Raw genomic sequence first — 22,541 nt, 5'->3', positions numbered from 1 at the left:
TACTACCACTACCACTACCACTGCGCGCTTGAACCGCGATCACCAGAATTTCCCGGAGATGTTGGTGGAGGTAAACGGGATCGAACCGATGACCTCTTGCATGCCATGCAAGCGCTCTCCCAGCTGAGCTATACCCCCGTTGGCGCAGAAACAAGAGTATAGCAAAGATACAGCGCTATGCAAATACCCTTTTGCAACTTTGCCCCGAGTTTCTCTCAAACTCAGAGAAAACGTGCCAGACGGGCCACAATCGCGTCGCGGCCGAAGATTTGCAGGACGGCGTCGATGGCCGGCGTTTGCAGCTGGCCGGTGACGATCAAACGCAGCGGCATGGCGATCTGCGGCATCTTCAGCGTGTTGGCGGCCAGCACTTCCTTAATCATGGCGGCCAGCGCTTCCTTGCTCCACTCCACCGTCTTGCAGCGGTCGGCGAACTGCGCCAGCGCCGGCTTGACGGCGTCGCTCAGGTGCTGGGCCAGCAGCGCCGCGTCCGGCTGCGGCGTGCGGTAGAACAGCATGGCGGCGTCGGCCAGTTCGTTGACGGTGTTGACGCGCTCCTTCATCAGCGCCAGCACGGCCGGCAATTCCGGCCCGCCATCGAATTCGGCGCCGTTGGCCAGCATGCGCGGCTGGGCCAGCGCGGCCAGGCGGACATTGTCGGCCTGCTTGATATAGTGGTTGTTCAGCCAGTTCAGCTTTTCGATGTTGAACTGGGCGGCCGAGTTCGACAAATGGCTGCCGTCGAACCACGCGCAGACCTGCTCCATCGAAAACACTTCATCGTCGCCATGGCTCCAGCCCAAGCGCGCCAGATAATTCAGTATCGCTTCCGGCAGGTAGCCCTGGGCCGGGTAATCCATGACGTTGACGGCGTCCTTGCGCTTGGACATTTTCTGGCCGTCGGCGCCCAAGATCATCGGCAAGTGGCCGTACAGCGGCAGCGGTGCGCCGATGGCGCGCAGGATGTTGATCTGGCGCGGCGTATTGTTGACGTGGTCGTCGCCGCGCAGCACGTGGCTGATCCGCATGTCCCAGTCGTCGACGGCCACGCAGAAGTTATAGGTCGGCGTACCGTCGGGACGGGCGATGACCAGGTCGTCCAACTCCTTGTTGGCTATGGTGATGGTGCCCTTGACGAAATCGTCCCAGCTCACCTCGCCGTCCAGCGGATTCTTGAAGCGCACCACCGGCTTGCGCTCGGCCGGCACGGCCGGCAGCGTCTTGCCCGGCTCCGGCCGCCAGGTGCCGTCGTAGCGCGGCTTCTCGCCGGCCGCGCGCATGCGCTCGCGCATCTGCTCGACTTCCTCCGGCGACGAATAGCATAGATAGGCCGTGCCCTCTTGCAGCATCTGCGCCACCACCTCGCGGTAGCGCTCCATGCGCTGCATCTGGTAGAACGGGCCTTCGTCGTGATTCAAGCCCAGCCACCGCATGCCGTCGATGATGGCCTGCACCGCTTCCGGCGTCGAACGCTCCAGGTCGGTGTCCTCGATGCGCAGCACGAAGCTGCCGCCGAAGTGGCGCGCGTAGGCCCACGCGTACAGCGCGGTGCGGGCGCCGCCGAGGTGGAGGTAGCCGGTCGGGCTGGGAGCGAAACGGGTGCGGACGGGCGTGGCGGAAGTGGTCATCGGGAAGGTGCTTATGTGTAAAAGAGCTATTTTACCGCGTCGGCCCGGCGCCGGACCAGCGGCCGCGCCGCCGCCGCCGCAATCGTGCGGCCGGCGCGCCGCCAGCCACGGCAAGACTTACAAATAAGCAACGAAACCGGTCCCATTCCGGGCCGCCGCATGTTAACCTATGGGCATCGACCACTCACCGACCGCCACGATGAAGCACTTGCCCCTGCCACACGTCTCGCTGATCACCATCATCGAAATCATGGCAATTTTAGTGGGCGCGTTGTCGGGCTTTATCGAAGCGCGGCGCAAGCGCATGGATCTGGTGGGCGTGTTCACGGTCGCCTTCATCACCGCCTTCGGCGGCGGCACGCTGCGCGACATCCTGCTCGACAAGCGGCCGCTGTTCTGGGTCCAGCACCAGGAATATGCGATCTTGATTTTCGTGCTGGCCCTGGTGGCCTCGCCGCTGATCCGCACGCTGCGCCAGATCGTATCCGACCGCCTGATCGTCATCGCCGACGCCATCGGCCTCGGCCTGTTCGCCGTGGCCGGCGTGTCGCAGGCGCAGGCCGCGCACATGCCGGTGTTCATCGCCTCGCTGATGGGCGTCATCACCGGCATCTTCGGCGGCGTGCTGCGCGACATCGTCTGCAACGAAGTGCCGATGGTGTTCCGCGACGGCAAACCCTACGCCATCTGCGCCTTCTTCGGCTGCTGGCTCTACATCCTGCTGCAGGAAACCGACGTCTCCGACAATGTGGCCCTGTGGGCCAGCGCCGCCTTCATCACGTCGCTGCGGCTGCTGACGTGGAAATTCGACCTGCGCGTCGGCCGGGCCTGACGCGCAGGTAACATCACACCGCGTCCGGCCCGGTCTCGCCGGTGCGGATGCGTATCACCTGCTCGACGTTCTGCACGAAGATCTTGCCGTCGCCGATCTTGCCGGTGCGGGCCGCCTTGATGATGGCGTCGACCACGGTCTCGCCCACGCCATCGTCGACCACCACTTCCACCTTCACTTTCGGCAGGAAGTCGACCACGTATTCGGCGCCGCGATAGAGCTCGGTGTGCCCCTTCTGGCGGCCGAAGCCCTTCACTTCGGTGACGGTCAGGCCGGTGACGTTGACTTCGGCCAGCGCCTCGCGCACCTCGTCGAGCTTGAACGGCTTGATGACAGCGGTAATCTGTTTCATGATTTCTCCTTGATGGTAAGCCTGGAAAACCGGCGATGCTGTAACAGCAGATGCGGCAAAAGCAAAATATCCTGTAGCCATTGTAGACGACAGCGCGCGGCCCTCCTACGGCCGTGCGCATTTAAAAGTTGCCCGTCACGCCGGAATATTCTTCAACTCGTCCAGCCACACCACGCTCTGCGCATCGCTGGGCGCGCGCCAGTCGCCGCGCGGCGACAGCGAGCCGCCGGTGCCCACTTTCGGTGCGTTCGGCACGCAGCTGCGCTTGAACTGGCTGGTGCGGAAGAAGCGGTCGAGGAAGATGGCCAGGTTCTTTTTGATCGCCGCCAGGTCGTACTCGTTGCGCGCCACGTGGTCGCCGTCCGGCCACCTGCCCTGCTCGCGGTCCTGCCACGCCGACAGCGCCAGGAAGGCCACCTTCGACGGCGCATAGCCGTAGCGCAGCACATAGTACAGATTAAAATCCTGCAATTCGTAGGGGCCGATGGTGCTTTCCGTGCGCTGCTCGGGCTGGCCGCCGGCCGTGCCCGGCACCAGCTCGGGACTGATCTCGGTGCCCAGGATGTCGAGCAGCACCTGGGCGTCGTTGCGGCCGATGATGCCGGACTCGGCCACCCAGCGCACCAGGTGCGAGATCAGCGTCTTCGGCACGCTGGCGTTGACGTTGTAGTGCGACATGTGGTCGCCGACGCCGTAGGTGCTCCAGCCGAGCGCCAGCTCGCTCAGGTCGCCGGTGCCGCAGACGATGGCGTTGTGGTGGTTGGCCAGGCGGAACAGGTGGTTGGTGCGCTCGCCGGCCTGCACGTTCTCGAAGGTGATGTCGAACTGGTCCTTGCCCTCGGCGTAGGGGTGGCCCAGGTCCTTGAGCATCTGCACGCAACTGGGCCGGATATCGATCTCGGCCGCCGAACAGCCGACCAGCGCCATCAGCGCGCGCGCCTGGTTCAGCGTGCGCCCGCTGGTGGCGAAGCCGGGCATGGTGTAGGCCAGGATATTGCTGCGCGGCAGATGCAGCTTGTCCATCACGCGCGCGCACACCAGCAGCGCGTGCGTCGAATCGAGGCCGCCCGACACGCCGATGACGACCTTCTTGATGCCGCTCGACGTGAGCCGCTGCGCCAGCGCCTGCACCTGGATGTTATAGACCTCGTTGCAGCGCTCGTCGCGCCGGCGGCTGTCGGCCGGCACATAGGGGAAGCGCTCGACCGCCCGTTGCAGCGGCAGCGCCTGCGCCACCGGCAGCGCCAGCTCGAAGCGCACCGTGCGGAAGCGGCCGACCTCACCGGCGTGGCGCTGCACCGACTGCCCGAACGTGGTCTGGCGCATGCGTTCGCGCGACAGCCGTTCGAGGTCGACGTCGGCCACGATCAGGCTGGCGTCGTCGAGGAAGCGTTTCGACTCGGCCAGCAATTCGCCGTTCTCGTATATCAGCGCCTGGCCGTCCCACGCCATGTCGGTCGACGACTCGCCGCTGCCCGACGAGGTGTACAGATAGGCCGACAGGCAGCGCGCCGACTGCTGCGCCACCAGTTGATGACGGTAGCCGGCCTTGCCTACGACCACGTTCGACGCCGACAGGTTGACCAGCACCGTGGCCCCGGCCAGCGCCGCGAACGACGACGGCGGCACCGGCACCCACACGTCTTCGCAGATTTCGACGTGGAAGGCGAACAGCGGCAGGTTGGCCACCTGGAACAGCAGCTGCGAGCCGAACGGCACGCGCGCGCCCAGCAGTTCGACCTCGGTGGCGACGGCGTCATCGCCGCGGCTGAACTGGCGCGCCTCGTAAAACTCGCCGTAATTGGGCAGATAACTTTTCGGCACCACACCCTGGATGTGGCCGCCGGCGATGACGACGGCGCAGTTGTACAGCTGGTGGCCCACGCGCAGCGGCATGCCGACGATCAGCGCCATCGGCCACGGCGCCGACGCGGCGACGATCTCGGCCAGCGCCTGTTCGCAGGCGTCGAGCAGGGCGCGCTGGTGGAACAGGTCGTCGCAGGTGTAGGCCGACAGGCCCAGCTCGGGGAAGGCGACCAGGGCCGCGCCCTGCTGCTGCGCCTGGCGCGCCATTTCGATGGTGCGGGCGGCGTTGAAGGCCGGGTCGGCGATGCGGCAGGCGGGCACCGCGACGGCGACGCGCACGAAGTCATGCGCGTACAGATTGAAGAAGTTTTTAGCCATGAGAACTTTCCCTACGGGGGAGATGCCGATGCGGCATGAATGCACCACCCGACGCGGCCCGGCATTTATGCGTAAAATGCATGCGCAACGACTGCTCAAAACCGATCGACGATGGTGGAACCAACAACAATGAATTATCGCACGGGTATCGTTTCTTCTCTGGCCGAGATCGGCGAAACGGCGTGGACTACGCTGCTGGCCCAACAAGGCGACGCCAATCCATTTTTATCCTACGCGTTTTTGCATGCGATGCACGAATCGGGCTCGGCCTGCGCCGACACCGGCTGGCAGCCGCAGTACCTGGCCCTGTGGGACGGCGACACGCTGGCCGCCGCGCTGCCGCTCTACGTCAAGGCCCACTCCTACGGCGAATACGTGTTCGACTGGGCCTGGGCCGACGCCTACCACCGCAACGGCATCGAATACTATCCCAAGCTGCTGTCGGCGATCCCGTTCACGCCCGTCACCGGCGGCCGCCTGCTGGCGCGCGACGACGCCGCCCGCGCCGCGCTGGTCGCGCTGCTGGTGGCGCAGCAGGAAGCGTCCGGCATGTCGTCGACCCACGTGCTGTATCCGCCGCAGGCCCAGGCCGAGCAGTTGCAGCAGGCCGGCTTCATGCTGCGCAGCGGCGTGCAATTCCACTGGATCAACGCCGGCTACACCGACTTCGAGCAATTCCTCGCCACGCTGGAACACAAGAAGCGCAAGAACATCCGCGCCGAACGGCGCAAGGTGCGCGAAGCGGGCGTGACGATGCGCCAGGTGCGCGGCACGGCCGCCACCGTCGCCGACTGGGAATTCTTCCACCGCTGCTACGCCAACACCTACGCCGAGCACGGCTCCTCGCCCTATCTGAACCTGGACTTCTTCCTGCGCATCGGCGCCGCCATGCCGGACAACATACTGCTGATCGTCGCCGAGCGCGACGGCGCCGCCATCGCCGCCTCGCTCGTCATCCACACGGCGGACACGCTGTACGGCCGCTACTGGGGCGCGCTGGAACACCTGCCCTGCCTGCACTTCGAGACCGCCTACTACCGGCCGCTGGAATTTTGCATCGCGCAAAAGATCGCCACCTTCGAGGGCGGCGCCCAGGGCGAGCACAAGATGGCGCGCGGCTTCCTGCCGCAAAAAACCTGGTCGGCCCACTGGCTGGCCCATCCCGCGTTCGCCGACGCCATCGAACGCTTCCTGGAACGCGAAAACGGCGGCATCGATTCGTATATGGACGAGCTCAACGAACGCAATCCCTTCCGCCACTGAGGAGGAAGAAGTACGACAGTCGCGGCACGGGCGGCGGTTTTGTGGAATACTGGAACGGCAGCATACAAGCACGTCGCTACGACGACCCGCCCAGGCATAAAACTCTGTGGAGACTGTCCATGACCACCGCATCCCCCTTCATCCATTCCTATCTCTTCGTCCCCGCCAACCGGCCGGAGCTGTTTGCCAAGGCCTGCGCCTCGGGCGCCAACGCCATCATCATCGACCTCGAGGATGCCGTCGGCCCGGACGACAAGGCCGCCGCGCGCGACCACCTCAGCAACTGGCTCGCCAGCGGCGAAGGCTGCGCCAACAAGGTGCCGGTCATGGTCAAGGTCAACTGCGTCCATTCCGGCCACTTCGGCGACGACCTGCGCGCCTGCCGCCGGCCCGACGTGGCCGGCATCGTGCTGCCGAAAACCGAGCGCGTCGACGACGTCGCCAGCGCCTCGGCCGGCGCGCCGGTGTTCCCGCTGGTCGAGACGGCGCTCGGCTTTTCGCGCGTGGCCGAACTGGCCGGCGCGCCGCGCGTGCAGCGCCTGCTGTTCGGCGCCATCGACTTCAAGCACGACATGGGCATCGACGGCGACCACGAGGAGCTGCTGTTCTTCCGCTCGCAAATCGTGCTGGCCTCGCGTCTGGCGGGCATCCTCAGCCCGGTCGACGGCGTCACCGCCGAGATCGACGACCTGGCGCGGATCGAAGCCGACGCCGGCTACGCGCGCCGCCTCGGCTTCGGCGGCAAGCTGTGCATCCACCCCGGCCAGGTGCCCATCGTCAACCGCGTCTTCGTGCCGTCGAAAAATGAACTGGACTGGGCCAACCGCGTGCTGGCGGCGGCCGAGGCGGCGCGCGGCAGCGCCGCCGTGCTCGACGGCCGGCTGATCGACCGGCCCATGGTGCTGACGGCCAAGCGCATCATCGAAGACGCGCTGCGCCGGGCGGCCTGACATCGCGGGCAAAAACGCGGGCTGGCAACAAAAAAAAGCGCATCCGATGGATGCGCTTTTTTCATGGCCCGCTGCCGCGATTACTTGGCGGCTTCCTTGTTGTAGGCGGCGACGCCATTGAGGATTTCCTGTTTCGCATCGTCGACGCCGTACCAGCCGTCGATCTTGACCCATTTGCCTTTTTCGAGATCTTTGTAGTGCTCGAAGAAGTGCTGGATCTGGCGCAAACGCAGTTCGTTGATGTCCTCCGGCTTTTGCCAGTGGCTGTAGATCGACAGCACTTTGTCGACCGGCACGGCCAGCACTTTCGCGTCTTCACCGGATTCGTCGGTCATCTTCAGCACGCCGATAGGGCGGCAGCGCACGACCACGCCGGGGAACAGCGGGAAAGGCGTGATGACGAGCACGTCGACCGGGTCGCCGTCGTCTGACAGCGTGTTCGGCACATAGCCGTAGTTGCACGGATAGTGCATCGCGGTGCCCATGAAGCGGTCGACGAAGATCGCGCCGGACTCTTTGTCCACTTCATATTTGATCGGATCAGCATTCATCGGGATTTCAATGATGACGTTGAAGTCGTTTGGCACGTCGCGGCCGGACGATACTTTATTCAGGCTCATGGGAGTTCCTCGTTATGCTAGCAGTGTTTTGACCGCGTCATTATAGCGAAGACGCGGCCGCTTGTGCGGCGCAGCACGCAAAACAGGCGGCGCAAGCCGCCGCCGCCGTCGCGCCGGACGGAACTTCCGCCGCGCGCCGATGGTCTAAAATGAAGCGTCATTACCAGCAGGTGCCATCATGAACCAAAAAGACCCCACTCCCTTGCCGGAGAACGCAGAGACCGTAGAAACCGAGGAAGAAGAGGAGCGTCGCTTCCTTGATGAGCTCGATAAAGACCTGCTCGAAGCGGACGACCCCAACTGCGTATGGATACCGCACGACGTTGTGGAAGAACAAATGCGCAGGGAGCTCGCCGAATTGGATGTATTGATTAAAACCGGACATAAATAAAAAAGCCCGTCACGGGGACGGGCTTCGGCATGACAGCAATACGGCAATTACAGCATGGTGGCCAGCGCGCACTGGCGGTAGTGCGATGCGGCCTCGTCCGGCTGCTGCAAGGCGTCGTGCATCTGCGCCAGCTTCAGGTGGGCTTCGCGCACCATGCGCGGGTCGCTGGCGTCGGACAGCGCCTGCTCCAGGTAGCGCTGCGCCTTGCCCCACAACTTTTGCTTCAGGCACAGCGATCCCAGCGTCAGCGCCAGTTCGGCGTCGGTCGGGCGCGCCTGTATCCAGCTTTCGCAATGTTCGATCTGCGCCAGCAGGGCCGGCGTGCCGGCCGGCGCCGCCGCTTCGCGATAGGCGCGCACGACGCGCTCGTCCCAGCTCGCCGCCAGCGCTTCCTCGGCCACCAGGCGCGCCTCGTCGTGCAGGCCGCGCGCGTTGAGCGCCGTGGTGGCGCGGCTGGCGACGAAGGGCTGGATGCGGTCGGCCGTCGGCACCGTGGCCCACACGCGCTGTATCGATTCGGCATCGTGCGCGCCGTCGGACAGCATGTCGTCATAGGCCAGCTCGCGCAGCCGCGCCGACAGCGCCGGATGCAGGGCGCGGTGCTTGTCGAGCGAGCGCACCAGGCGCAGCACTTCGGGCCAGTTCTTGGCCTGCTGATGCGCCTTGAGCGACCATTGCAGCGCGTGGATGTGGCGCGTGCCGCTGGCGTTCAATTCGCGCACGGCCTCCAGCGCCGCTTCCGGCTGATGGTCGTCGACCAGCAATTCCGTCATCGTCATCAGACGCGCCGTTTTCATGGCGGCGTCGTCGCGCAAGCCGTGCAGCCACTGGTCGCGGCGCTCGGTCTGACGCATACGGTGCGCGGCGCGGGCGCCGATCAGCGCGGCCATGCCTGCGTTTTCCGGCAGGTCGGCGGCGCGCAGCGCGGCTTTTTCGGCGTGGCCGAAGCGGCCCTCGAACAAGGCTTTCAAGGCGTCGCGCAAACCCTTGTTGCCGTCGCGCTCACGCTTGCGCAGGCGATAGGCGGCCACCCGGCCAGGCATTTTGATGGTGGCGCGGAAGGCGCGGATGGCCAGGTACATGACGGCGAACAGCGCCAGTTCCAGCACCACGAAGAAGTTGAGCGACAGGTCGATCCGGTGCGGCGGGTAAAACAGCACCACGTTGCCCGGATTGAAACGCGCCGTCACGGCGATACCGATGGCCGCGGCCATCAAGGCGAGTAACCAGAGGAATAAGCGCATGGTTAAGGTTTCGCCTTGTAGTTGCGGACGGCGTTCAGGCTGTCCGACAAGGTCGGCATTTCTATCGCCAGATTGCTGGCCTGGACCTGGCGCAACAGGGCTTGCACGGTCTGGGTCGCCTTGGCACGGGTGTCGAAATATTTGTTCAGCGCCTCCTGCGAGGCGATCAGGTCGTCGCGGAAGGCGGTTTCGTTACGCGACAGCAGCGCCATGCGCGCGTTCAGCAGGCGCAGCTTGACGTTCTCGCGCATGAAATAGCTTTCGCTCGGCGACAGCATCAGCGCGTCCGGCGTGGCGACGGTGCGCACGCGGATCAGCTGGCGCACGTCGTTCCACATGTCGCCGCTCCATTCGGTCCACGCGCCCTGCACTTTTTGCAGCCATGGGCTGGCCGGCGGCACCGGCGGACCGACCACTTCGTTCCTGGCGCCGGCCCTGGCCTTGGCCGGCTTGGCGGCCGGCGCGGGTACCGCAGCCGCAGCCGCAGCCGAAGCCGGAACCGGCGCCGGCGCCGGCAGCGTCGCATCGGCCAGCATCGGCAGGGCGTCGATCTGGCCGATCACGCTGTCGATGCGCAGCGCCACCCCGGTCGAGTCGACGCTGGGCAGGGCCTTGAGTTTTTCCGTGTCCTTGGCGATGGCGCGGCGTATGGTGATGAATTGGGGCTTGTCCGAACGCGACAGGCTGCGGTCGGCGTTTTCCAGCGCCACCAGCGCGCCCGGCACGTTGCCGGCCAGTTGCAGCTGCTGGCTGGCGGTCGACAGCACTTGCTCGATTTCCGTCAGCGCCCATTCATCGCGGTTCTTCGACAAATCCTGGTACAGCTGCTCGAGCGCCAGTTGCTGGCTTTGCGCCTCGACCTGCTTGCCTTCGAGCTGGCTGACCTTGGCCTGCAATTCCTTGCTGGTTTCCTGCACGGCGCGCGCCATGGTGCCGGTTTCGGCGTTCGAGGCGTCGTTCTGCTGCAAACGGTGGGCCATGTCTTCACGCAGATTGCGCAGGTGGTTGTGGGTGGACCAGGTTTCGGCCGCCAGCAAAATGGCGACGATGGCGATGGCGATCACCAGCGGTTGCTGCGCGAGGGTGGCGATGGTCGGCGCCGGCGGCGCGGACGGCGCCTCGGCGGCCGGGCTGACGGCGGGGTCGGATAAAGTAGGCAAATCGTTCATAGGTGTGATTGTAACGCGGCGAGCAGCCGTTCGTCGCCTGATCCGGTGAGGGTCAGGCGGGTAAAACCGAATTTATACGCCGTCTCGGCAATCCGGGCATGGGGCACGATCAAATGCTGACGTTGCATTTTTGCAACAGTTGCGTCCTGCGCCGGCACGCCGCTCTGCCGCGGCGCGGCGTCCGCCTGGCGGCAGGCCAGCTCCTCCAGCAGCAGCATGAGGCCGCGCAGCGCCTCCGAGCTGGTGATGATCCAGTCGTTTTGCTGCGCCAGCAAACGCTGCAAGGTCGCGCTCAGCGCCGGCGTCAGTTGCGGCACGTCGCGCCGGTAGGCCGCCACCACGGCGACGTCGGCGCCGGCCGCGCGCAAGCCGTCGGTCATCAGCTCGCGCCCGCTTTCGCCGCGCACGATCAGCACGCGGCGCCCGCGCAGCGCCGCCAGGTCCAGCGTTTGCAGCAGGTGTTCGGAATCGCTGTGGGCGCCGTCGGCCGGGCTGACGATGTGGGCGTTGTCGGGCGTGACGCCGTGCGCGGCCAGCGCGGCGCGGCTGCCCTCGCCCAGCACGGCCAGCGTGACGCCGGCCGGCCAGCGCGCGATGTGGGCGAAGGCGGCGTCGATCGCGTTCGGCGACACGAAGGCCACCAGCGCATAGTCGCCCAGCGCGGCCAGCGCCGCTCGCAGGGGCGCCGGATCGGCCAGCGGGGAGATCTCCAGCAGCGGCAGCAGCTCGACCGTGCGGCCGAGCGCAGCCACGCGCGCGGCCAGCGGCCGCGCTTGCGCCAGGGGGCGGGTGATGACGACGGTGTCAGGCATCCGGCGGCGCCGCGCCGGCATCGCTGCCGGCATCCGCGTCGGCGACGGCGGCCTCGGCCACGCAGACGGCGAGGATGGCGACCGCGTCCTGCCGCGCCAGCAGCTCGGCCACTTGCGCGCCCAGCAGCTCGGCCTGGTCGGCGGCGCCGCGCACTTCGGCGCGCGCCATGCGGCTGCCGTCCGGCGTGGCGACCATGGCGCGCAAATGCATCCGGCCGTCGACCACGGTGGCGTGCGCGGCCAGCGGCACCTGGCAGCTGCCGCCGAACACCTTGGAGACCTTGCGTTCGGCCGTCACGGCCTGCGCCGTCGCCTCGTGGTTCAGCGGCGCCAGCAGCGCGTGCAGGTCGATACCGCTCATGTGTCCAGCGCGCTGTTCGGCGATTTCAATCGCCATCGCGCCCTGCCCGGCCGCCGGCAGGCTGGTGTCCGGGTCGAGCAGCGCGCGTATGCGTTCGGGCAGGCCGAGCCGCTTCAGGCCGGCCGCCGCCAGGATGATGGCCGCGTAATCGCCGCGATCGAGCTTGCCCAGGCGCGTGTCGAGATTGCCGCGCAGCGGCTTGATGACCAGTTGCGGATACCGCGCCGCGATCAGCGATTGCCGGCGCAGGCTGCTGGTGCCGACGACGGCGCCGGCCGGCAGGTCCGCCAGCGTCGCGTAGTCGTTGGAGACGAAGGCGTCGCGCGGATCTTCCCGTTCGAGCACGGCGGCCAGCGCGAAACCGTGCGGCAGCTCCATCGGCACATCCTTGAGCGAATGGACGGCCAGGTCGGCGCGGCCCTCGGCCATCGCCACTTCCAGTTCCTTGACGAACAGGCCCTTGCCGCCGACCTTGGACAGGGTGCGGTCGAGGATCTGGTCGCCGCGCGTCGTCATTCCGAGAATCACGACATCGCACTGAGGATATAATAAAGTCAAGCGTGCGCGGACATGCTCGGCCTGCCACATGGCGAGCCGGCTCTCGCGCGACGCGATCACCAGTCTGGACGGGACGGTTACTGTCAATTCAGATGTTTTCAAAACCAGTTCTTTCGCTGTAGCGGACGCTCACCGGCGTTGGCCAGTTACTGTGCATGTTTAAGATCACAAATTTTATCATGCGCGCCTACCTGCAGAACCGGCCATCAGCCTATGCACCGACTTTCACCATTTTTGCGGCTTATCTCATCACATGGCAAACCACTACAGTGCAACGAATGAAGCAATGAACGAGGCTCCGAACGCGGCGGCGGACAAGGACGCGCCGCTGAAGGAAGACATACGCCTGCTCGGGCGCCTGCTCGGCGACGTGCTGCGCGACCAGGAGGGCGAGGACGTCTACGCCGTCGTCGAGACCATACGCCAGACCGCCGTGCGCTTCCGGCGCGAGGCCGACGCCGGCGCCGCCAAGGAACTCGACGGCATGCTCAAGATCCTCACGCGCGAGCAGACCATATCCGTGGTGCGCGCGTTTTCCTACTTTTCGCACCTGGCCAACATCGCCGAAGACCAGCACCACATCCGCCGCCGCCGCGCCCACCTGCTGGCCGGATCGCGGCCGCAGCAGGGCAGCGTCAGCTACGCGCTGTGCAAGCTCAAGGACGCCGGCGTCGACCGCGCCACCGTCGCCACCTTCTTCCGCGACGCGCTGATCGCGCCCGTGCTGACGGCCCACCCGACCGAGGTGCAGCGCAAGTCCATCCTGGACGCCGAGCACGACATCGCGCGCCTGCTGGCCCAGCGCGACCTGCCGCTTACGCCCAAGGAACGGGCCGCCAATCTGCACCTGCTGCGCGCCCGCGTGGCCACGCTGTGGCAGACCCGCATGCTGCGCTACTCGAAACTGACGGTGGCCGACGAAATCGACAACGCGCTGTCCTACTACCGCATCACCTTCCTGCGCGAGCTGCCCGGCCTGTACGACGACATCGCCGGCGACATCGCCACCCACTACGGCAGCGCCGACGGCCATGACGCCGGCATCGCGCCCTACGTGCAGATGGGCAGCTGGATAGGCGGCGACCGCGACGGCAACCCCAACGTCAACGCCGCCACCATGCGCCACGCGCTGGAACGGCAGGCCACCACCATCGTCGACTTCTACCTGGAGGAAACCCACACCCTGGGCGCCGAATTGTCGATCTCGACCCTGATGGTCGGCTGCAGCCCGGCCCTGGCCGCGCTGGCCGACCGCTCGCCCGACACCTCCGACCACCGCAGCGACGAGCCCTACCGCCGCGCCCTGATCGGCATCTACGCGCGCCTGGCCAGCAGCGCGCGCGCGCTCGGCGCCACCAACATCCTGCGCAAGGAAGTCGGCCACGCCGAGCCCTATCCCGACGCCGCCGCCTTCGCCGCCGACCTGCAAGTGCTGATCGACTCGCTCACCGCCCACCACGGCGCGGCGCTGGTGCAGCCGCGCCTGTCGACCCTCAAGCGCGCGGCCGACATCTTCGGCTTCCACCTGGCCTCGCTCGACATGCGCCAGAGTTCCGACGTCCACGAGCGCGTGCTGTCCGAACTGCTGGCCCAGGCCGGCGCCCAGGCCGACTACGCGGCGCTGGACGAGGACGCCAAGGTGGCGCTGCTGCAAAGCGAACTGGCGCAGCCGCGCCTGCTCTATTCGCCCTACGCCGTCTACTCGGCCGAGACCGATTCCGAGCTGGGCGTGCTGCGCGCCGCGCGCGACATCCGCGCCCGCTACGGCAAGCGCGCCATCCGCAACTACATCATCTCGCACACGGAAACCGTGTCCGACCTGCTCGAAGTGCTGCTGCTGCAAAAGGAAATGGGCTTGCTGCGGGGCGACGAGCTCGACCTGATGGTGATCCCGCTGTTCGAGACCATCCCCGACCTGCAACGCGCGGCCGGCATCATGCGGACCGCCATGGCGACGCCGCTGTTCAAGACGCTGATCGCCAAACAGGGCCAGATCCAGGAAGTCATGCTCGGCTATTCCGACTCCAACAAGGACGGCGGCTTCCTGACGTCGAACTGGGAACTGTACAAGGCCGAAACCCATCTGGTGACCGTGTTCGCCGAGGCCGGCGTCAAGCTGCGCCTGTTCCACGGCCGCGGCGGCACCGTCGGCCGCGGCGGCGGACCGAGCTACGAAGCCATACTGGCCCAGCCGCAGGGCACGGTCAACGGCCAGATCCGGCTGACCGAACAGGGCGAAATCATCGCCTCGAAATTCTCGAACAAGGACATCGGCCGCCGCAACCTCGAACTGCTGGTCGCCGCCACGCTCGAAGCGAGCCTGATGCCGGCCTCGGGCGACGCCGCCCACCAGCGCCGGCTGGCCGGCTTCGAGACCGTGATGGCCGACATTTCCGACCGCGCCTATCAGGCCTACCGCAACCTGGTCTACGACACGCCCGGCTTCACCGACTACTTCTTCGCCGCCACGCCGATCGCCGAGATCGCCGAACTGAACCTCGGCTCCCGGCCGGCCTCGCGCAAGTCGACCAAGCGCATCGAGGACTTGCGGGCCATCCCCTGGGGCTTTTCGTGGGGCCAGTGCCGTTTGCTGCTGCCGGGCTGGTACGGCTTCGGCAGCGCCATCGGCGCCTGGATAGACGCCGGCCCGCGCGAAGAACGGCTGCAACAGCTGCAAGCGATGTACCAGGAGTGGCCGTTCTTCGCCACGCTGCTGTCGAATATGGACATGGTGCTGGCCAAGACCGACCTCGCCATCGCCTCGCGCTACGCCGAACTGGTGGCCGACCGGGAACTGCGCGAGCGCATCTTCAAGCGCATCACCGACGAGCACGCGACCACGCTGGCCACGCTGCAAAGCATCACCGGCGCCACCGACAGGCTGGCCGGCAACCCGCTGCTGGCGCGCTCGATCCAGAACCGCTTCGCCTACCTCGACCCGCTGAACCACTTGCAGGTCGAGCTCATCAAGCGGCACCGGGCGCTGTCTAACGAGCCGGGCAAGGTCGACGAGCGGGTCCACCGCGGCATCCACCTGTCGATCAACGGCGTCGCCGCCGGCCTGCGCAACACCGGCTGAGCGGCGGCGCCGGACCGGCGCAGCGCCGGCGCGGCAGCGCCACACGCGAGCGGAAGCGGCCGGACCGGCCCTTCCGCTTTTTTATTGCGGCGCTTCCCGGCCGGGGCGGAGATAAAAAAGAATAACAAAATGATAAACGTTCATTTACAATCCGGCATGGACGACGCCGTTTTCCGAGGCCGCTGTCGATTCCCATCGTCCTCCCCATATCGCAACCATGAAAAAGCCGTCGATCGAGAATCTGAGCCTGGCCGCCATCGCCCTCCTGCTGCCGCTGCTGGGCGGCGTGATCGCCACCTCCTGGCTGCATGACCATCCCGGCACGGCGCCGGTCCCCGCCGACTACCTGCCGGCGCTGCTGGCCGGCGTCAGCGCCGCCATCCTGATGAAAGTGCAGATCATCGCCGTCATCCGGCGCCGCGCGCGCCGCAAGCTGCAACACAGCGAGCAGCGCTACCGCCAGATCGTCGAGACGGCGCTCGAAGGCATCTGGCTGGCCGACGCCGACGGCCGCATCAGCTTCGCCAATGTGCGCTCGGCCGAGATGGTCGGCTACCGGCCGGAAGAACTGCTGGGCCGCCACATCAACGACTTCATCGACGCTCCACCCGACCAGGTCCACTGCGACATCTACGACCATCCCGAGCAAGACTTGCGCGTGCTGCGCGACTTGCGCTACCGCACGCGCGACGGCCTGCCCGGCTGGGCGCTGGTGCGCAGCCAGACCCGGCGCGACGACGACGGCCGCTTCGCCGGCGCGCTCGTGATGGTGTCCGACATCACGGACCGCAAGCTCGGCGAGCAGGCGCTGGGCCAGGCGCATGCCGAGCTGGAGCAGCGCATCGCCGCCCGGACCGCCGAGCTGGAGCAGACCGTCGTGCTGCTGCGCACGGAAAGCGCAGTGCGCCAGGCGGCCGAGCGGGCCCGCGCCCTCAGCGACAGGCAGTTGCAGGAAATCATCTCGATGATGCCGCTGTCGCTGTTCATCAAGGACGGCGATTCCCGGTTTTTACTGATGAATGCGGCGTGCGAAAAAAGCTGGGGCGTGCGCTTCGACACGCTGTTCGGTCAGCGCGCCAGGAGCGACTTCCCGCCCGAGCGGCTGACCGAGTTCCTGGCCCACGACCGCATCGCCTTCGAGGGCGGCAAGCTGGTCGTCAACGAGGAAGTGCGCTGGGACGGCGAACGCCGCGAACAGCGCCACATGCGCACCTATAAGAAACCGGTGTTCGACGCCGACGGCAAGCCGCAGATGCTCATTTGCATGAGCGTCGACATCACGGACAACAAGCGCACCGAGGCGGCGCTGCAAGACTCGCTGCAACAGCTGCGCGCGCTGTCCGGCCACCACCACGCCATCAAGGCCGAGGAACGGCGCCGCATCGCGCTCGACATCCACGACGAGCTGGGCCAGAACCTGCTGGCCTTGAAGATCGACGCCGCCATGCTGCACGCCCGCAGCGGCGCCCGCCAGCCGCTGCTGCACGCCCGCGCCGCACAGGTACTGGACACGCTGGACGCCACCATCCGCTCGGCACGCAACATCATCAACGAGCTGCATCCGACGGCGCTGGCGCTGGGTCTGCACGCGGCGGTGGAATGGCTGCTGCAACAGGTGGAGCGGCGCGGCGGCCTGCCGTGCCGGCTGACCGTGATCGACGCCAGCGCGGACGCCAGCCTGGGCGCCCACCGCACGGCCGCCATCTTCCGCGTGGTGCAGGAGGCGCTGGCCAATATCCGCCTGCGCACGGGGGCGACCGGCATCGAGGTGTCGCTCAATTTACATCCGGCACGGCAGATCATCGTCATCGGCGACGACGGCGCGCCCGCCGGCGGGGCCGTCGTCGCCGATGACCATGCGCGCGCCGTCGCGCTGAGCCAGAAGGACATCATCGAGCGCGTCGCGGCCATGGGCGGCGAAGCGATTTACGCGCGGCACCAGGACGGCGGCACGACGCTGTCCATCATGCTGCCGGGATTGGACGCGGCGCAGGAAGCGCCGCCGTCCCCGGAGCCGCCGCATATACCCAACGACAAGGACCGGGCTTAGACGCCCCGCCTTGGCGCGGCCGGTCTGCTCCCGGTCTTGACCCACGGTCTTGACCCTGCTGCACGCCCTTGGGTTCAGCGCCGCGCCAGCGTTTTACTTGCCGTTGGCGATTTCCGTCACCAGCACGAACTCTTCGTGGTGGATGGCCGGCTCGGCTTCCTTCAGCGCCTGGTCGGCCTTCAGGTAGGCGGGCCGCTTCAGCTCCTCCTTCTCGGCCGGGGTCGGCGTCGGCATGGTCGGATACAGCTGGGCGCCGCTGTTGTAGTTCATCTTCAGCACGCGCTGGCCGTAATCGGACAGGTAAAACTTCGTCATCTCGGTCGCCGTCTCGGTCGAGATGATGCGCGCCAGCGGCACGGCCAGGCGGCGGTAGATGTCCTCCGGTGGCGTCTTGTTGAGCTTGTCCATCACTGCTTGGCGCTGCTTGTCGTCCGCGTAGTGGCTGCCGCCGGCCGTCATGCGCATCATTTTTTCGGCTTGCATCGCCGCCAGCAAATCGTGCGTGGCCTTGACCTGGGCCGCATCCGGCACCGCCGGCACCGCCGTCGCCATCTGCGCGCCGGCGATCAAACCCCCAGCCACCATCAAGGCCGCCGTCATCTTCATCATCTTCATCTTCATCAATGCTCTCCGTTCCGGGGTCGGGACTATTCCCGCATGCCCCATCATATTACCGTTACGATAAAGCTGCCTATTCTGTAAGGCATTTCCTTGGCGGGCCAGAATTCCATGTAATATTCACACGCTTCGCGGCCGATGCGCCGCCCGCCCAGTCAAGCCGAACCCACCCAACGCCACGGAGAACCGCATGTCCCTGCACCGCCATCGCCCCCTCTTGCCCGTGCTGTTGCTGCCGCTGTCGATCTGGGCCGCGACCGCCCACGCCGCGGCGCCGGCCCAGGCCGATCCGCTGCACGCGTGGATGGGCGGCGACGATCCGGCGCAGCTGGAACAGTGGGTCGGCCAGCGCCTGGCGGCCGAACAGGCCAGCCTGGCCAAGCTGCTGGCCGTCAAGGGACCGCGCACAGTGGCCAACACGCTGCAACCGTTCGACGAGGCACAGAACCAGCTGGCGCTGGCCGGCAATGAAGCCTATCTGCTGTTCGCCGTCGGCAAGACCGCGCCGCTGCGCGACAAGGCCCAGGAACTGAACCAGAAAATCGCCAGCGTGGCCACCGACCTGAGCCTGAATCGCGCCGTCTACGACGCCATCGCCGCCGTGCCGCTGCCGGCCGGGGACGCGGCCAGCCGCCAATACCTGCAACGCACGCTGCTCGAATACCGGCTCGCCGGCGTCAACCAGGACCAGGCCAAGCGCGCCGCCATCCACGCGCTGCAAGACAAGATCACCGAGCTGTCGCTGGCCTTCAACCACAACGTGCAGAACGGCAAGCAGACCGTCACCGCCACGCGCGAGGAACTCGACGGCCTGCCGGACGACTACATCGCCCGCCACCAGCCCGGCGCCGACGGCCGCTACACGCTCAGCACGGACGAGCCGGACTACCAACCGGTCAGCACCTTCGCCCGGAACGCCGGCCTGCGCCACCGCATATATCTGGCCTATAACACGCGCGCCTACCCGGCCAACAAGCAGGTGCTGCTCGACATCCTGGCCGCGCCGAAAACATGGACGCGACCAAGGCCTGGCTGAACGTCGAATTCGACGACCAGGCCGCCAAGTAATACGCGCCGGCATGGTCCGGCTACGTGGCGATCAACGAGATACGGGGAGGGCTTATGGCCTGGCTGATGATCAAATACCTGGCGACGTCGGCGGTCGTGGTGGCCGTGTCCGAACTGGCCAGGCGCAGCGACCGCGTCGGCGCCCTGGTGGCGGCGCTGCCGCTGGTGACGGTGCTGGCGCTGATCTGGCTGCACCTGGACCACCAGTCCGAACAGAAAATCGCCAACCACGCCTGGTACACCTTCTGGTACGTGGTGCCGACGCTGCCGATGTTCCTCGCCTTCCCGTGGTTGCTGGCGCGGATCGGCTTTTGGCCGGCGCTGCTGGCCTGCATCGTCATCACGGTCGTCTGCTTCGCCGCGTTCGCGCTGTGCGTGCGCCGCTTCGGCATCGAGCTGCTGTGATTATTGACGTATATTTTCAGACAATGTTTCGGGTATAGTTCAACCTTCCCCACTTGCCGGACGACGCATGAAACCATCCCTGTCCCTGCTGGCCCTGAGCCTGGCCGCCATCGCCCTCGACAGCGCGGCGCAGGAAGCGGCCGTGCCCGCCGCGCCGCGCACGACCGACGCGGCCGACGCCGCCGAAGCCGCGCCGGTCGTCGAAGTCAGCAGCGTCAAGAATCCCCAGCTGAAACCCTACCGCCAGATGCTCAAGGGCCTGGACGCCTACGCCGCCCACCGTGCGCTGGCGCCGGCCGCGCCGTTGCGGTTCACGCTGGTCGCCGACGACAGCAAGCTCAGTCTCGACAACGTCGCGCTGCGCATCGCCGGCGACAACACGTCCATCCCCATCCCGGTGGCCAAGGACGGCAGCTTCGTGCTCGACAAAATCCAGTCCGCCGCCGACGATAACGCCGACATCGTCTCGAACAAAAAGAAAGGCCTGCTGCACTGGCACGCCGACATCCACACGCCGGACGTGCCGGCCGACGCGCGCCGCCTGGGCGACCTGCGCCTGGAATGCGAGATCAGCTGGGCCGTGACGAAGGACGACATGTCCTTTTTCATACGCAACGGGATCATGCTGGCGGGCGGCCTGTGCCACTCCAGCCATATCATGCTGCACTACGGGGCGCCGCGCGCGCTGGCCGCCGTCACGCTGGTATCGGGCGCACGGCGCGAGGCGCTGACCATCGACAAGAAAGACCGGCGCGTCTTCATGCCGCCGCTCAGCGACGCCAGCTGGAACGACGAGACGCTGATCGAATACCAGTTCGCCGACGCCGGCCCGGCCTCGTAGGCGTCAGTGCTTGAGCAGCTGGTCGCAGTGGCCGCCGATCGATTCGGCCGCCATCGCGCTCGTTTCGCCACGGGCCGCCTGCATGCAGACGGCGAAGTTTTCTTCCTTGCTGCGCGGCCGTCCGGCCAGCGCCTTCAGGCGCTGGTTTTCTTCCATCAGCATCTGGTTTTGCTTGAGCAGATAATCGACCCGTTCCCGTTCCGACAGCGCCGCTGCCGGCGTGGCTTTTTCTTCGGCGGCGCACAGGCCGGACATCAGGCTGGCGGCGATCACGACTGCGGCGTAAATGGTTTTCATGGTCTTCCTTCGGTTGAGAACGTAGCGCATCAAGATGCGACGGTGGTGCGGCTCCAGCGGTCGCCGGACTTGCTCACATAGTTTTTAAACAGATAGGACCACGGCACCACGAACGGGAAGATGACGACGACCAACACGTCGGACGCCATGGCCCACGTCGCCTGATCCATCCGGCCGGACAACCACAGCGGCATCGCCACCACCAGCAGCCAGATCGTCTTCCACGCCATTTCCCACAGCAGCACCGGCAGCATTTGCAGCGGATAACGCAGGCCCAGCGCCGACAGCAGCCCGAACGACGCCAGCATGCACTGGACCACGCCCTCCATCAATTCCCATGGCCGGGTATGGTGGATCACGCCGGGCCACACCACCAGGCCGAGGCCGACGGCCACCATCAGGTAAAGCGCTTTGAGCAAATACAGGCGAAACAGCGTGACGTCGTTCATGGTGTACTCCTTGTAGTGGTGGCAGGGATGAATGCGGTTATTCGACTTCCTTGAGTATTTTTTCCAGCCCGGCGATGCGCGACTGGATCTCGGCCAGCGTCGTCGCCAGCGCGGCGATGGCGGCGACCGTGTCGGCCTGCGCGCTGGCGGCCCGGGCGGCGATTTCGCGGTAAGCCTCGTCCTGCGCCAGCCGCACGCGCGCCTGCAGCACGGCCGACACATACTTCATGAAGAACACCAGCACCGCCGCGGCGGCCGGGAAAAAGAAGGCGGCGAAAAAGACATTTTCAGACATATAAGCCTCTGCTATTCAAGGTTGGTCGTCAGGGATTTCGCCGCCTCGGCAATCATGGCCGGGGTCAGGTCGACGGCGAAAGGAGATACTTCAAAATAATTGAGCGCCTTGCCGTCGTGCGACAGTTCCATCTGACTCAAGACGAGGCCGGCGCCTTCAAGCTTTTGCAGGTGCAGATGCAGCAAGGGCCGGCTGATGCCGAGCTCGCGCGCCAGCTGGCTGACGTAGTTGCGGCCGCCGTCCTGCAACGCCGCGATGATGCGCAACCGGTGCGGATTCGACAAGGCCGCCAGCATCGCCAGCAGCTGGTCACCGTCGAGTGCTGTTGTTTTTGATTTCATGTGTAAACAATATCTGACACATGACAGCGAGTCAAGCACGATTTGCGGGCGCCCATAAAAAAGTGTCTTCATGGATTACCGGGAAACGCGGCTTTGCTTTTAGCGCGGCCCTGGTGGATGAGGCGGTCGCCTTCAACGCAAGCGTTTTGTGTTCGCCATGGCTCCAGGAGCGCCGCACCGTGCCCTCGGCAAAAACGGCGATTTCCATTGGCAGCCGCGCGGATAGGCCGGATCGGCAACGGGCGGGGCTTCCGCCCCCTGGTCCAGCCAGCATGCGATGGCGGCAGTGATCCCTGCCGAACTATCCTGCGTGCCGCCGAGACGGTGCCGTTGCTCAATCAGCGGGAGCAGGAGGTTGGTGTCGACCCGCAGGCTCCCTGTGGATTTCATTCTATTTCCCCTTCTATTTTGTTGTAAGCGTCCAGCGGCCCCATCTGGCAATTGGCTTTAAGGTTGGGTAGAGTTCGTGAACGGCAGCAGGGTATCGATCTGGCTGTTAGGGCAGGTAGGCAGCTTCTCAAGCGTCTCGGTCAACCAGCGCAGCGGCTCAAGGCCGTTCAGCTTGGCGGTGGCCAACAGGGTCTGGATCGCGGGGGCGCGCCGCCCCGCCCGTTCCGAGCCGGCGAACAGCCAGTTCTTCTTGCCGACGGCGATCGGCCGGATGGTATTTTCGACCGGGTTGTTATCGATCGGCAGCGTGCCCGAGTCGGCGTAACGCAGCAGCGCCGGCCAGC

The 22,541-nt window shown here is 66.2% G+C and carries 23 protein-coding genes and 1 tRNA gene; 9 read left to right on the top strand and 15 right to left on the bottom strand.

What is annotated here, in order from left to right; genetic code table 11:
* Nucleotides 1–62: 62 nt before the first annotated feature.
* Nucleotides 63–138: transfer RNA gene (locus tag Q0S71_RS23955), tRNA-Ala, on the bottom strand.
* Nucleotides 139–221: 83 nt separating this feature from the next.
* Nucleotides 222–1,628: a glutamate--tRNA ligase gene (gene gltX / locus Q0S71_RS23950; protein ID WP_296001328.1), complete on the bottom strand. Its 1,407-nt coding sequence runs from the start codon at nucleotides 1,626–1,628 to the stop codon at nucleotides 222–224.
* A gap of 199 nt (nucleotides 1,629–1,827) precedes the next feature.
* On the opposite strand from gltX, the gene Q0S71_RS23945 reads away from it, so the two are divergent.
* Nucleotides 1,828–2,460 carry a trimeric intracellular cation channel family protein gene (locus Q0S71_RS23945; RefSeq protein WP_296001327.1) on the top strand — a complete coding sequence of 211 codons (633 nt, stop codon included), beginning with the start codon at nucleotides 1,828–1,830 and terminating at the stop codon, nucleotides 2,458–2,460.
* A 13-nt stretch (nucleotides 2,461–2,473) separates the two neighbouring features.
* Here Q0S71_RS23945 and Q0S71_RS23940 read toward each other — a convergent pair whose 3' ends face one another.
* Nucleotides 2,474–2,812, bottom strand: a complete 339-nt coding sequence (locus Q0S71_RS23940) for a P-II family nitrogen regulator (protein ID WP_296001326.1) — start codon at nucleotides 2,810–2,812, stop codon at nucleotides 2,474–2,476.
* Nucleotides 2,813–2,947: 135 nt separating this feature from the next.
* Nucleotides 2,948–4,996 carry an NAD(+) synthase gene (locus Q0S71_RS23935; protein ID WP_296001325.1) on the bottom strand — a complete coding sequence of 683 codons (2,049 nt, stop codon included), beginning with the start codon at nucleotides 4,994–4,996 and terminating at the stop codon, nucleotides 2,948–2,950.
* Between the two features lie 129 nt (nucleotides 4,997–5,125).
* On the opposite strand from Q0S71_RS23935, the gene Q0S71_RS23930 reads away from it, so the two are divergent.
* Together Q0S71_RS23930 and Q0S71_RS23925 are read left to right on the top strand one after the other, a co-directional pair.
* A complete protein-coding gene (locus Q0S71_RS23930; RefSeq protein ID WP_296001323.1) occupies nucleotides 5,126–6,259 on the top strand; it encodes a GNAT family N-acetyltransferase in 1,134 nt (377 codons plus the stop codon).
* 119 nt (nucleotides 6,260–6,378) lie between these two features.
* Nucleotides 6,379–7,209: a CoA ester lyase gene (locus tag Q0S71_RS23925; RefSeq protein ID WP_296001321.1), complete on the top strand. Its 831-nt coding sequence runs from the start codon at nucleotides 6,379–6,381 to the stop codon at nucleotides 7,207–7,209.
* A gap of 80 nt (nucleotides 7,210–7,289) precedes the next feature.
* Here the strand turns inward: Q0S71_RS23925 and ppa are convergent, their stop codons facing one another.
* Nucleotides 7,290–7,829: an inorganic diphosphatase gene (gene ppa, locus Q0S71_RS23920; RefSeq protein ID WP_296001319.1), complete on the bottom strand. Its 540-nt coding sequence runs from the start codon at nucleotides 7,827–7,829 to the stop codon at nucleotides 7,290–7,292.
* 178 nt (nucleotides 7,830–8,007) lie between these two features.
* Here ppa and Q0S71_RS23915 point away from each other — a divergent pair, with 178 nt between their 5' ends.
* Nucleotides 8,008–8,220, top strand: coding sequence for a hypothetical protein (locus Q0S71_RS23915; protein ID WP_296001317.1), 213 nt, complete (start codon nucleotides 8,008–8,010; stop codon nucleotides 8,218–8,220).
* 47 nt (nucleotides 8,221–8,267) lie between these two features.
* On the opposite strand, the gene Q0S71_RS23910 is transcribed toward Q0S71_RS23915, so the two are convergent.
* From Q0S71_RS23910 to hemC, 4 genes are read right to left on the bottom strand one after another with little or no spacing between them, the layout of a single operon-like run.
* On the bottom strand, nucleotides 8,268–9,464 hold the full coding sequence (locus tag Q0S71_RS23910) for a heme biosynthesis protein HemY (RefSeq protein ID WP_296001316.1): 1,197 nt from the start codon (nucleotides 9,462–9,464) through the stop codon (nucleotides 8,268–8,270).
* 2 nt (nucleotides 9,465–9,466) lie between these two features.
* On the bottom strand, nucleotides 9,467–10,633 hold the full coding sequence (locus Q0S71_RS23905; protein WP_296001315.1) for a uroporphyrinogen-III C-methyltransferase: 1,167 nt from the start codon (nucleotides 10,631–10,633) through the stop codon (nucleotides 9,467–9,469).
* Nucleotides 10,630–11,445, bottom strand: coding sequence for a uroporphyrinogen-III synthase (locus Q0S71_RS23900; protein ID WP_296001314.1), 816 nt, complete (start codon nucleotides 11,443–11,445; stop codon nucleotides 10,630–10,632). Before Q0S71_RS23900 ends, Q0S71_RS23905 begins: the two co-directional genes overlap by 4 nt.
* Entirely contained in the window at nucleotides 11,438–12,451 is a 1,014-nt protein-coding gene (gene hemC / locus Q0S71_RS23895; protein ID WP_296001312.1) for a hydroxymethylbilane synthase, read from the bottom strand. The genes Q0S71_RS23900 and hemC overlap by 8 nt, the downstream gene beginning before the upstream one ends.
* 199 nt (nucleotides 12,452–12,650) lie before the next feature.
* Here hemC and ppc point away from each other — a divergent pair, with 199 nt between their 5' ends.
* Entirely contained in the window at nucleotides 12,651–15,443 is a 2,793-nt protein-coding gene (ppc, locus tag Q0S71_RS23890; protein WP_296001311.1) for a phosphoenolpyruvate carboxylase, read from the top strand.
* A 217-nt stretch (nucleotides 15,444–15,660) separates the two neighbouring features.
* On the top strand, nucleotides 15,661–17,493 hold the full coding sequence (locus tag Q0S71_RS23885; protein WP_296001310.1) for a PAS domain S-box protein: 1,833 nt from the start codon (nucleotides 15,661–15,663) through the stop codon (nucleotides 17,491–17,493).
* 93 nt (nucleotides 17,494–17,586) lie between these two features.
* Here the strand turns inward: Q0S71_RS23885 and Q0S71_RS23880 are convergent, their stop codons facing one another.
* Nucleotides 17,587–18,114 carry a hypothetical protein gene (locus Q0S71_RS23880; RefSeq protein ID WP_296001308.1) on the bottom strand — a complete coding sequence of 176 codons (528 nt, stop codon included), beginning with the start codon at nucleotides 18,112–18,114 and terminating at the stop codon, nucleotides 17,587–17,589.
* 187 nt (nucleotides 18,115–18,301) lie between these two features.
* On the opposite strand from Q0S71_RS23880, the gene Q0S71_RS23875 reads away from it, so the two are divergent.
* From Q0S71_RS23875 to Q0S71_RS23865, 3 genes are all read left to right on the top strand, one after another.
* Entirely contained in the window at nucleotides 18,302–19,147 is an 846-nt protein-coding gene (locus tag Q0S71_RS23875) for a hypothetical protein (RefSeq protein ID WP_296001307.1), read from the top strand.
* 86 nt (nucleotides 19,148–19,233) lie between these two features.
* Nucleotides 19,234–19,584: a DUF3147 family protein gene (locus Q0S71_RS23870; protein ID WP_296001305.1), complete on the top strand. Its 351-nt coding sequence runs from the start codon at nucleotides 19,234–19,236 to the stop codon at nucleotides 19,582–19,584.
* Between the two features lie 67 nt (nucleotides 19,585–19,651).
* Nucleotides 19,652–20,425, top strand: a complete 774-nt coding sequence (locus Q0S71_RS23865) for a hypothetical protein (protein ID WP_296001303.1) — start codon at nucleotides 19,652–19,654, stop codon at nucleotides 20,423–20,425.
* 3 nt (nucleotides 20,426–20,428) lie between these two features.
* Here the strand turns inward: Q0S71_RS23865 and Q0S71_RS23860 are convergent, their stop codons facing one another.
* The 5 genes from Q0S71_RS23860 to Q0S71_RS23840 all read right to left on the bottom strand — a co-directional run.
* Nucleotides 20,429–20,722: a hypothetical protein gene (locus Q0S71_RS23860; protein WP_296001302.1), complete on the bottom strand. Its 294-nt coding sequence runs from the start codon at nucleotides 20,720–20,722 to the stop codon at nucleotides 20,429–20,431.
* 29 nt (nucleotides 20,723–20,751) lie between these two features.
* Complete coding sequence (locus Q0S71_RS23855) at nucleotides 20,752–21,171, bottom strand: hypothetical protein (RefSeq protein ID WP_296001300.1); 420 nt, start codon at nucleotides 21,169–21,171, stop codon at nucleotides 20,752–20,754.
* A 37-nt stretch (nucleotides 21,172–21,208) separates the two neighbouring features.
* Complete coding sequence (locus tag Q0S71_RS23850; protein WP_296001299.1) at nucleotides 21,209–21,466, bottom strand: hypothetical protein; 258 nt, start codon at nucleotides 21,464–21,466, stop codon at nucleotides 21,209–21,211.
* Nucleotides 21,467–21,477: 11 nt separating this feature from the next.
* Nucleotides 21,478–21,807, bottom strand: coding sequence for a winged helix-turn-helix domain-containing protein (locus Q0S71_RS23845; protein ID WP_296001297.1), 330 nt, complete (start codon nucleotides 21,805–21,807; stop codon nucleotides 21,478–21,480).
* A gap of 447 nt (nucleotides 21,808–22,254) precedes the next feature.
* Nucleotides 22,255–22,541: transposase (locus tag Q0S71_RS23840; protein ID WP_296001295.1), on the bottom strand; the 287-nt coding region annotated here is incomplete at its 5' end.

It is taken from the genome of Rugamonas sp. (genome assembly GCF_025354735.1).
Classification (GTDB): domain Bacteria; phylum Pseudomonadota; class Gammaproteobacteria; order Burkholderiales; family Burkholderiaceae_D; genus Rugamonas.
This window is presented reverse-complemented; position numbering and strand designations above follow the sequence as displayed.